This window comes from Streptomyces sp. NPDC058646 (assembly GCF_042716875.1).
In the GTDB taxonomy this organism is placed as follows: Bacteria; Actinomycetota; Actinomycetes; order Streptomycetales; family Streptomycetaceae; genus Streptomyces.
This window is the reverse complement of the sequence record NZ_JBHXRK010000021.1, coordinates 148,779-158,342: the sequence shown is the minus strand read 5'-3', so window position 1 is coordinate 158,342 and position 9,564 is coordinate 148,779. Positions and strand designations below refer to the sequence as shown.

The following is a 9,564-nucleotide window of genomic DNA, read 5'->3' as shown; positions in this document are numbered from 1 at the left end:
GGGAAGGGTCCTGCTCCTGAAGCATGGTCCCCATCGCACCGTCAGCCACCACCACACGGGTGGCCAACGCCTCACGAAGGGCATCCGCCCGGCTCTGGATGTCAGCGGGCAGGTTCGGCAACGAGGCCATGGTTGTGCTCCCTGGGATGCGACGGCTGTCGGCTTTGCACCCCCTCTGTGTCAAGGGTGCACGCGGTCAGGGTAACCGCGCGGCAACGGACCCGGTGAGGCTGTCCCACGTGGCGGACTGCATTCTGTGCGCGGGGGCCCGCATGGGGGAACGGGGTGTTCGTCGGCCCGTGAACTGCCCAACCATGCACAAGGTCGACATCGACCGATAGTGTTCAGCATTGTCGAACTACGTCAGCAGGAGGCTGCGCGATGGCACGGAACATCCAGTCGCTCGAACGAGCCGCTGCGATGCTGCGGCTCCTGGCGGGCGGGGAGCGCCGGCTGGGCCTGTCGGACGTCGCCTCGTCCCTGGGCCTGGCCAAGGGCACGGCCCACGGGATCCTGCGCACCCTGCAGGCCGAGGGCTTCGTGGAACAGGACCCCGCCTCGGGCCGCTACCAGCTGGGCGCGGAGCTGCTGCGCCTGGGCAACAGCTACCTCGACGTCCACGAGCTGCGGGCCCGCGCCCTGGTGTGGACGGACGACCTGGCGCGGGCCAGCGGCGAGAGCGTCTACGTGGGGGTGCTGCACCAGAGCGGGGTGCTGATCATGCACCACGTGTTCCGGCCCGACGACAGCCGCCAGGTGCTGGAGGTGGGGGCCATGCAGCCGCTGCACTCCACGGCTCTGGGCAAGGTGCTGTCGGCCTACGATCCCGTCGCCCACACGCAGGTCCTGGAGGTGGACCGGGACGCCTTCACCCCTCGTACGGTCACCGACGGCAAGGCCTTCGAGGGGGTCCTCGAGCTGATCCGGGCGCGCGGCTGGGCCTCCGACGTGGAGGAGACGTGGGAGGGCATCGCCTCGGTGGCCGCGCCCATCCACGACCGGCGCCGGATGCCCGTCGGGGCGGTGGCCGTCGCGGGAGCCGTGGAGCGGGTCTGCACGGAGTCCGGGGAGCCCAGGGCGTCGCTGGTGGCGTCCGTCCGGGACTGCGCACGGTCGGTTTCCCGCGATCTCGGGGCGGGCCGGTTCTGAGCTTGACCTGAGCCATCCGATCCACCCAGTGGCCGCGTCATGGGCCACTTGGGTGGATTTTGTCATTTCCGGATCATCCATTGGCTTGTTCTGGTCGATCGAACCGAGTGGTAACGATCCGGTTCTTTGACCTGGTCGACCCTTGACGCGTTCTTCATCTAGGCGGAAAACTGCCGTTCATCGGTCGGCATTGTCGAACACCTACCGGCAATACGCGTTAGGGTGTGACAAGGCCAAGGACCGGTGCAGCACTCACCGAGTGTGTGGACCACCGGAGGGACCCGGTGTCCGCCCACCCCTGGACGTAAGACAAAGGAGTCGCGGGTGTCCAGCTCCGACATCTTCATCGGCGAGACCATCGGTACCGCCCTGCTCACACTGCTCGGCGGCGGCGTCTGCGCCGCGGTCACGCTCAAGAGCTCCAAGGCCCGCAACGCGGGCTGGCTCGCGATCACCTTCGGCTGGGGTTTCGCCGTACTGATCGCCGCCTACGTCTCCGCACCGCTCTCGGGGGCGCACCTCAACCCGGCGGTCACCGTCGGCCTCGCGGTCAAGACCGGCGAGTGGGGCGACGTGCCCGTCTACTTCGCGGCTCAGCTGCTCGGCGCCATGCTGGGCGCCGTGCTGATGTGGGTCACCTACTACGGCCAGTTCCGAGTGCACCTGTCCGACCCCGAGCACATCCGGGACGCCAAGCTCGGTCCTGAGGACCCGCACCCGCACGACCAGGCCGGCCCGGTGCTCGGTGTCTTCTCCACGGGCCCCGAGATCCGTAATGTCGTCCAGAACCTCGCCACCGAGATCATCGGCACGGCCGTCCTCATCCTGGCCATCCTGACCCAGGGCCTCCAGGACGGCGGCAAGGGCCTCGGTGTCATAGGCGTCCTGATCACCTCGTTCGTGGTCGTCGGCATCGGCCTCTCCCTCGGCGGTCCGACCGGCTACGCCATCAACCCGGTGCGCGACCTCGGTCCCCGCATCGTGCACGCCCTGCTCCCGCTGCCCAACAAGGGCGGCTCCGACTGGGGATACTCCTGGATCCCGGTCGTCGGCCCGCTCGTCGGTGCCGTCGTTGCCGGTGGTCTGTACAACATCGCGTTCGCCTGATCAGCACCGGCAAGATCGCAAGATCCGTACCGTCCTCCTGATTCCGCCTACTCACCAGACCTGCCAGGAGCAGCCATCATGACCAGCAGCACCGGCCCCTTCATCGCCGCGATCGACCAGGGCACCACCTCCTCCCGCTGCATCGTCTTCGACCGCGACGGGCGCATCGTCGCCGTCGACCAGAAGGAGCACGAGCAGATCTTCCCGAAGCCGGGCTGGGTCGAGCACGATGCCACCGAGATCTGGACCAACGTCCAGGAGGTCGTGGCCGGAGCCATCGCCAAGGCCGAGATCACCGCCGCCGACGTCAAGGCCGTCGGCATCACCAACCAGCGCGAGACCACCCTCCTGTGGGACAAGAACACCGGCGAGCCGGTGCACAACGCGCTGGTCTGGCAGGACACCCGCACCGACGCCCTGTGCAAGGAGCTCGGCCGCAACGTCGGCCAGGACCGCTTCCGCCGTGAGACCGGACTGCCGCTGGCGAGCTACTTCGCGGGCCCGAAGGTCCGCTGGCTGCTCGACAACGTCGAGGGCCTGCGCGAGCGCGCCGAGGCCGGCGACATCCTCTTCGGCACCATGGACTCGTGGGTCATCTGGAACCTCACGGGCGGCGCCCAGGGCGGCGTGCACGTCACCGACGTCACCAACGCCTCGCGCACCATGCTGATGAACCTGCACACCCTGGCCTGGGACGACAAGATCGCCGAGTCCATGGGCGTCCCGCTCAACGTCCTCCCGGAGATCAAGTCCTCCGCCGAGATCTACGGCCACGTCAAGGACGGCGTCCTCGCCGGCGTCCCGGTCGCCTCGGCGCTCGGTGACCAGCAGGCCGCCCTCTTCGGCCAGACCTGCTTCGCCGAGGGCGAGGCGAAGTCCACGTACGGCACCGGCACGTTCATGCTGATGAACACCGGCGACAAGATCATCAACTCCTACAGCGGCCTGCTGACCACCGTCGGCTACCAGATCGGCGAGCAGAAGCCGGTCTACGCGCTGGAGGGCTCCATCGCCGTCACCGGCTCGCTCGTCCAGTGGATGCGCGACCAGATGGGTCTGATCAAGTCCGCGGCCGAGATCGAGACGCTCGCCTCCTCGGTCGAGGACAACGGCGGCGCCTACTTCGTGCCGGCCTTCTCCGGCCTGTTCGCCCCGTACTGGCGCTCCGACGCCCGCGGCGTGATCGCCGGCCTCACCCGGTACGTCACCAAGGCGCACATCGCCCGTGCCGTTCTGGAGGCCACCGCCTGGCAGACCCGCGAGATCACCGACGCCATGACCAAGGACTCGGGCGTCGAGCTCGCGGCCCTGAAGGTCGACGGCGGCATGACCTCCAACAACCTGCTGATGCAGACGCTCTCGGACTTCCTGGACGCCCCCGTGGTGCGCCCGATGGTCGCCGAGACCACCTGTCTCGGCGCCGCCTACGCCGCCGGCCTGGCCGTCGGCTTCTGGCCCGACACCGACGCCCTGCGCGCCAACTGGCGCCGCGCGGCGGAGTGGACCCCGCGGATGCCCGCCGAGCAGCGGGACCGCGAGTACAAGAGCTGGCTCAAGGCCGTGGAGCGGTCCATGGGCTGGGTCGACGACGAAGACGCCAGCTGACCGCACTCAGCTGAGTCAATCGACGAGGAGCTAAGAGAGATATGAGCAGCCTGCAGAGCGTTCCCACGCTGGGTACGCACCCGACCGCCGGCTCGAACCCGAGCCGTGCCGAGACCCGTGAGCAGCTGGCGAAGGCCACGTACGACCTGCTGGTCATCGGCGGTGGAATCCTGGGCACCTCCGTGGCCTGGCACGCCGCGCAGTCGGGTCTGCGGGTTGCCATGGTGGATGCCGGCGACTTCGCCGGCGCCACCTCCTCCGCCTCCTCCAAGCTCGTCCACGGCGGTCTGCGCTACCTGCAGACCGGCGCGGTCAAGCTGGTGGCCGAGAACCACCACGAGCGGAGGGTGCTGGCCAAGGACGTGGCCCCGCACCTGGTCAACCCGCTCACCTTCTACCTCCCGGTGTACAAGGGCGGTCCGGTCGGCGCCGCGAAGCTGGGCGCGGGCGTGTTCGCGTACTCGGCGCTCTCCGCCTTCGGCGACGGCATGGGCAAGGTCATCTCGCCGGCCCGCGCCGTCGCCGACAACCCGGGCCTGAAGACGGACAACCTCAAGGCCGTCGCCGTCTACTACGACCACCAGATGAACGACTCCCGGGTCGCCGTCATGACGGTCCGCGCGGCCGTCGAGTCGGGTGCGGTCGTCCTCAACCACGCCGAGGTCACCGGCCTGCGCACGACGCGCGGCCGGGTCAGCGGTGCCGAGCTCAAGGACCGCATCGACGGCACCGAGTTCGGGGTGGACGCGCGTGTCGTGCTCAACGCCACCGGCCCGTGGGTGGACCACCTGCGGCGCATGGAGGACAAGCACTCGATGCCGTCCATCCGCCTGTCCAAGGGCGCGCACATCGTGATGAAGCGCAAGTCGCCGTGGAAGGCCGCCATGGCCACCCCGATCGACAAGTACCGCATCACCTTCGCCCTGCCGTGGGAGGACCAGCTGCTGCTGGGCACGACCGACGAGGTGTACGAGGGCGATCCGGGCGACGTGCGCGCCACCGAGTCCGACATCCAGCAGATCCTGGACGAGGCGGCCTTCTCGGTGAAGGACGCGGACCTGGACCGCTCGCTGATGACGTACGCCTTCGCGGGCCTGCGGGTGCTGCCCGGCGGCCCCGGCGGCGTGGAGAAGGCCAAGCGCGAGACGGTCGTCTCCGAGGGCGCGGGCGGCATGCTGTCGGTGGCCGGCGGCAAGTGGACCACGTACCGCCACATCGGCCGCGTGGTCATGGACAAGCTGGCGAAGCTCCCGGGCAGCCCGCTCACCGAGGACATGGAGCCGGCGAAGTCGCTCGTGCGCCGCATCCCGCTGCCCGGTGTCGCCAACCCGAACGCGGTCGCGCACCGGCTGCTGGTGGACCGCGAGCCCGGCACGCGCATGGACCCGCTGACGGCACGTCACCTGGCTTCGCACTACGGCTCGCTCGCCTTCGACATCGCGCGGATCGCGAACGAGGACCCGGCGCTGGCCGAGCGGATCCACCCGGACGGTCCGGAGATCTGGGCGCAGGTCGCCTACGCCCGTGACAACGAGTGGGCGCAGACCGCCGACGACGTACTGCGCCGGCGCACGACGGTGACGATCCGCGGCCTGGACGACGCCTCCGTGCGCGCGCGGGTCGAGGAGATGCTGAGCCGCAAGGCATAGCTCTCCCGCAGGTGGGGAAGAGGGGCGGTTCCGAGGGGAACCGCCCCTCTGTCGTGGGCTGTGGCCGGTGCCTCATCAAGGCTTAGGCTGAGCCACGTACACAAGGGAACTTCGGAAGGAGACCTGGGTGATCGAGCTTGAGGGCGTGCCCGAGCTGATCGACCCGGTCATGGTGGCCGCGTTCGAGGGCTGGAACGACGCGGGTGACGCGGCCTCCGGTGCGGTCGCGCACCTGGACCGGGAGTGGAAGGGCGAGGTCTTCGCGGCTCTGGACGCCGAGGACTACTACGACTTCCAGGTCAACCGGCCGACGGTGTGGCTGGACAACGGGGTACGGAAGATCACCTGGCCGACCACGCGCCTGTCGGTGGTCCGCATCGGCGGCGCCAAGCCGCGGGACCTGGTGCTGGTCCGGGGGATCGAACCGTCCATGCGGTGGCGGTCGTTCTGCAACGAGATCCTCGGCTTCGCGCACGAACTCGGCGTGGAGATGGTGGTCATCCTGGGCGCGCTGCTCGGGGACACCCCGCACACCCGGCCGGTGCCGGTGAGCGGAGTCACCTCGGACGCGGACCTGGCGCGGACGATGGACCTGGAGGAGACGAAGTACGAGGGCCCGACGGGCATCGTCGGGATCCTGCAGGAGGCCTGTACGCACGCGGGCGTCCCGGCGGTGTCGCTGTGGGCGGCGGTGCCGCACTACGTGTCGCAGCCGCCGAATCCGAAGGCGACGCTGGCGCTGCTGAACCGGCTGGAGGATCTGATCGACATCCGGATCCCGCTGGGCGAACTGCCCGAGGACGCACGGGCCTGGCAGCTGGGTGTGGACCAACTGGCGGCCGAGGACAGCGAGGTCGCGGAGTACGTGCAGACGCTGGAAGAGGCGAGGGACACGGCCGACCTGCCGGAGGCGTCGGGCGACGCCATCGCGCGGGAGTTCGAGCGGTACCTGCGCCGCCGGGACCCGGCGGCGGGTCCGGCGCCGGAGGCGGGTGACGGGTCGTACCTGCGGGACACCGCAGGCGGCATGCCGCGCCCGCCGAAGCGCAAGCCGGACGTCTCCGGCGAGGATCCGCAGCCCCCGGCCGCGGCCCCGCCGGAGGAGGGCGACACCCCTCCGGAGGCCTAGCCGGCCGGGCGGTCCCGGGGTACGGGTGCGGCGCCCCAGGGCTTCGTGGGGCGCCGCCCCACACCCCGCGCCTCGAACGCCGGAGGGGCTGGAATGGCGCTTCGCGCGATCCAGCCCCTCCGGCGGAGACCCGTAACCAGCGGCGCCGCTGGTTACAGGGCCACGCCCAGGAGGGCGTCCACCGTACGGGAGACCAGGCCCGGCGCTGATTCCTCGTCGCCGCCGGAAGCGAGCTGCAGCTCGACCCAGCGGTCCACGGCGGCCAGCGCGGCAGGCGCGTCGAGGTCGTTCGCCAGGGCCTCGCGGACCTCTTCGACCAGCGCGTCGGCCGCCAGGCCGTCCGGCCGGGACACCGCCGCGCGCCACCGCTCCAGGCGGGCCACCGCATCGGCGAGGACGGAGTCGGTCCACTCCCAGTCGGCCCGGTAGTGGTGCGACAGCAGGGCCAGGCGGATCGCGACCGGGTCGACCCCGGCCCGGCGCAGCGCGGAGACGAAGACCAGGTTGCCCTTGGACTTCGACATCTTCTCGCCGTGCAGCGCCACCATGCCGGCGTGCACGTACGCCTTGGCCATGGGGAACTCGCCCGTCAGCGCCTGCGCGTGCGAGGCACCCATCTCGTGGTGCGGGAAGGCCAGGTCGGAGCCGCCGCCCTGGATGTCGAAGCCCATGCCCAGGTGGTCCAGGGCGATGGCGACGCACTCGATGTGCCAGCCGGGCCGGCCGCGGCCCAGCGAGCCGCCGTCCCAGCTCGGCTCGCCCTCGCGGGCGGCCATCCACAGCATCGGGTCGAGCGGGTTCTTCTTGCCCGGCCGCTCCGGGTCGCCGCCGCGCTCCGCGGAGAGCAGCCGCATCGCCTCGGCGTCGAGGTTCGAGACCCCGCCGAAGTGCGGGTCCGACTCCACGGAGAAGTAGACGTCGCCTTCGAGCTCGTAGGCGGCGCCCGCGTCCCGCAGCCGCTCCACCAGCGGCACGATGCCCGGTATGGCCTCGACGGCTCCGATGTAGTGCTGCGGCGGCAGCATCCGCAGGGCGGTCATGTCCTCGCGGAAGAGGGCCGTCTCGCGTTCGGCGAGCTCGGTCCAGTCCTGGTTGTCGCGCAGCGCCCGCTCCAGGAGCGGGTCGTCCACGTCCGTGACGTTCTGGACGTAGTGGACCTGCCGCTTGGTGTCGAGCCACACGCGCTGCACGAGGTCGAACGCGTTGTAGGTCGCCGCGTGACCGATGTGGGTCGCGTCGTACGGCGTGATGCCGCAGACGTAGATACGGGCGACGGGACCGGGGGCGAGGGTGATCGTCCCCTGGGTCGCGGTGTCGTGGATCTGGAGGTCGCGGCCCTTGCCAGGAAGGGCGGGGACCTCAGAAGCGGGCCAGGCATGCATGCCTCGAGCCTAACCGGACGGATGTTCCGGAAACGAACCGGACCTGCAGTGTTGTCTTGATCGGCACTCTTGCGCTCTGGCCGGAACTGTGCGTGCCCGGCATGGCTGGTTCAGACCGGTGGCCAGGGGATCGAGGGCCACTGCCCGGAGGGCTGCGGGTGCGTCCCGGTGCGCAGCAGGTGCGCCACCCGGTCCCGTACGGCGGCCAGCTCGGCCTCGGTGATCAGTTCGGCCAGGCGGGTGGCGAGCGGCGCTCCCCCGGCCAGCCCGGCGGCGAGGGAGGCCAGCACGCTGTGGGCCTCGTCCGTGAGCGGCTCCCCCGCCCAGCCCCACAGGAGGGTGCGCAGTTTGTCGTCGGCGTGGAAGGTCACGCCGTGGTCGATGCCGTAGAGCCGTCCGTCGGGAGCGGGCAGCAGGTGGCCGCCCTTGCGGTCGCCGTTGTTGATCACGGCGTCGAGGACGGAGAGCCGGCGCAGCCGCGGGTCGTCGGCGTGCACGAGCAGGGCGGTGCGGCCCCCGCCGACCTCGGCGAAGGCGACGGGCCGCCAGCCCTCCCCCGCTTCCTCACCCTCGACCAGGGCCAGCAGCTCGCTGCCCGGCGCCTCGCCCTGCGGGGTCTCGATCCAGCGCTGGACCATGCCCTCCCCGTACGGACCGTCGCGCAGGACGGTGGTGGGGACCAGGCCCCAGCCGGTGGCCTCGGAGACCAGGTAGGCGGCGACCTCGCGCTGGGCGAGGTTCCCGTCGGGGAAGTCCCACAGCGGCCGCTCGCCCTTGACCGGCTTGTACACGCAGTCGGCGCTCACGCCCTCGTACGTGACGGTGCACAGCAGGACGGCGTTGGACGCCTCGCGGATGCGGCCGACGACGGTCAGCTCACCTTCGGTGAGCAGTTCCTCAAGATCCCCCGTGGCCGTCACGCCTGGCGCCGGTAGCCGTTCTGGCGCGGGCAGACGTGCCCCTCGGGGTCCAGCGGCAGGCTGCACAGCGGGCACGGCGGGCGCCCCGCGTTGACCACGTCCAGGGCCCGCTTGGCGAAGGCCCGGGCCTGGGCGCCGGTGAGGCGCACCCGCAGCATCGGCGGCCCGTTCTCCTCGTCCTGGAGCAGCCGTTCCTCCGCCTCGGCGAGGTCCTCGTCCGAGTCGGCTTCGAGTTCCACCAGGGCCTGCGCCTCGACGATCATGCGCTGTTCCTCGCCGTCCCAGGCCAGGGCCATGGTGCCGACGCGGAACTCCTCGTCGACCGGGACGTCCAGCGGCGCGGTGTCGGTGGCCTCGGCGGGGGCGACGGCCGGGACGGGGGCGTTGCCCCCGGTGCGCCGTACGACCTCGTCCAGCAGCTCGTCCATCCGTTCCGCCAGCGCCGCGACCTGGGTCTTCTCCAGGGAGACGCTGGTGACCCGGGGGCCGGAGGAGGCCTGCAGGAAGAACGTACGGCGTCCCGGCAGACCGACCGTGCCGGCCACGAAGCGGTCCGGGGGGTCGTAGAGGAACACCTGACGGGGCACGTCCAGTCTCCAAGTCTCGGCGGCGGGGGCGGCGCT

The 9,564-nt window shown here is 70.8% G+C and carries 8 protein-coding genes; 5 read left to right on the top strand and 3 right to left on the bottom strand.

The window, feature by feature from the left end; genetic code table 11:
• Positions 1-381 precede the first annotated feature (381 nt).
• The 5 genes from ACFWUZ_RS25045 to ACFWUZ_RS25025 all read left to right on the top strand — a co-directional run bounded on the left by ACFWUZ_RS25045 (position 382) and on the right by ACFWUZ_RS25025 (position 6,639).
• Entirely contained in the window at positions 382-1,149 is a 768-nt protein-coding gene (locus ACFWUZ_RS25045; protein ID WP_384376962.1) for an IclR family transcriptional regulator, read from the top strand.
• Between the two features lie 324 nt (positions 1,150-1,473).
• Complete coding sequence (locus tag ACFWUZ_RS25040; protein ID WP_384376959.1) at positions 1,474-2,256, top strand: MIP/aquaporin family protein; 783 nt, start codon at positions 1,474-1,476, stop codon at positions 2,254-2,256.
• Between the two features lie 78 nt (positions 2,257-2,334).
• Positions 2,335-3,861 carry a glycerol kinase GlpK gene (gene glpK, locus ACFWUZ_RS25035; protein ID WP_384376956.1) on the top strand — a complete coding sequence of 509 codons (1,527 nt, stop codon included), beginning with the start codon at positions 2,335-2,337 and terminating at the stop codon, positions 3,859-3,861.
• Positions 3,862-3,902: 41 nt separating this feature from the next.
• Complete coding sequence (locus ACFWUZ_RS25030; protein ID WP_384376953.1) at positions 3,903-5,510, top strand: FAD-dependent oxidoreductase; 1,608 nt, start codon at positions 3,903-3,905, stop codon at positions 5,508-5,510.
• 127 nt (positions 5,511-5,637) lie between these two features.
• Entirely contained in the window at positions 5,638-6,639 is a 1,002-nt protein-coding gene (locus ACFWUZ_RS25025) for a PAC2 family protein (RefSeq protein ID WP_384376950.1), read from the top strand.
• 152 nt (positions 6,640-6,791) lie between these two features.
• On the opposite strand, the gene mshC is transcribed toward ACFWUZ_RS25025, so the two are convergent.
• The 3 genes from mshC to ACFWUZ_RS25010 form a co-directional block, all read right to left on the bottom strand.
• Positions 6,792-8,021 carry a cysteine--1-D-myo-inosityl 2-amino-2-deoxy-alpha-D-glucopyranoside ligase gene (mshC, locus tag ACFWUZ_RS25020; protein WP_384376947.1) on the bottom strand — a complete coding sequence of 410 codons (1,230 nt, stop codon included), beginning with the start codon at positions 8,019-8,021 and terminating at the stop codon, positions 6,792-6,794.
• Between the two features lie 110 nt (positions 8,022-8,131).
• The gene (locus ACFWUZ_RS25015) at positions 8,132-8,974 is read right to left on the bottom strand and encodes an SCO1664 family protein (RefSeq protein WP_384377001.1); all 843 of its coding nucleotides are present in this window, start codon (positions 8,972-8,974) and stop codon (positions 8,132-8,134) included.
• Positions 8,938-9,528 carry a DUF3090 domain-containing protein gene (locus ACFWUZ_RS25010; RefSeq protein WP_031146776.1) on the bottom strand — a complete coding sequence of 197 codons (591 nt, stop codon included), beginning with the start codon at positions 9,526-9,528 and terminating at the stop codon, positions 8,938-8,940. Before ACFWUZ_RS25010 ends, ACFWUZ_RS25015 begins: the two co-directional genes overlap by 37 nt.
• Positions 9,529-9,564 lie beyond the last annotated feature (36 nt).

What these genes read in the sequence shown, in the direction of transcription:
- ACFWUZ_RS25030 (WP_384376953.1), top strand. Translation starts at nt 3,903, where the DNA reads ATGAGCAGCCTGCAGAGCGTTCCCACGCTGGGTACGCACCCGACCGCC.
- ACFWUZ_RS25045 (WP_384376962.1), top strand. Translation starts at nt 382, where the DNA reads ATGGCACGGAACATCCAGTCGCTCGAACGAGCCGCTGCGATGCTGCGG.
- mshC (WP_384376947.1), bottom strand. Translation starts at nt 8,021, where the DNA reads ATGCATGCCTGGCCCGCTTCTGAGGTCCCCGCCCTTCCTGGCAAGGGC.
- glpK (WP_384376956.1), top strand. Translation starts at nt 2,335, where the DNA reads ATGACCAGCAGCACCGGCCCCTTCATCGCCGCGATCGACCAGGGCACC.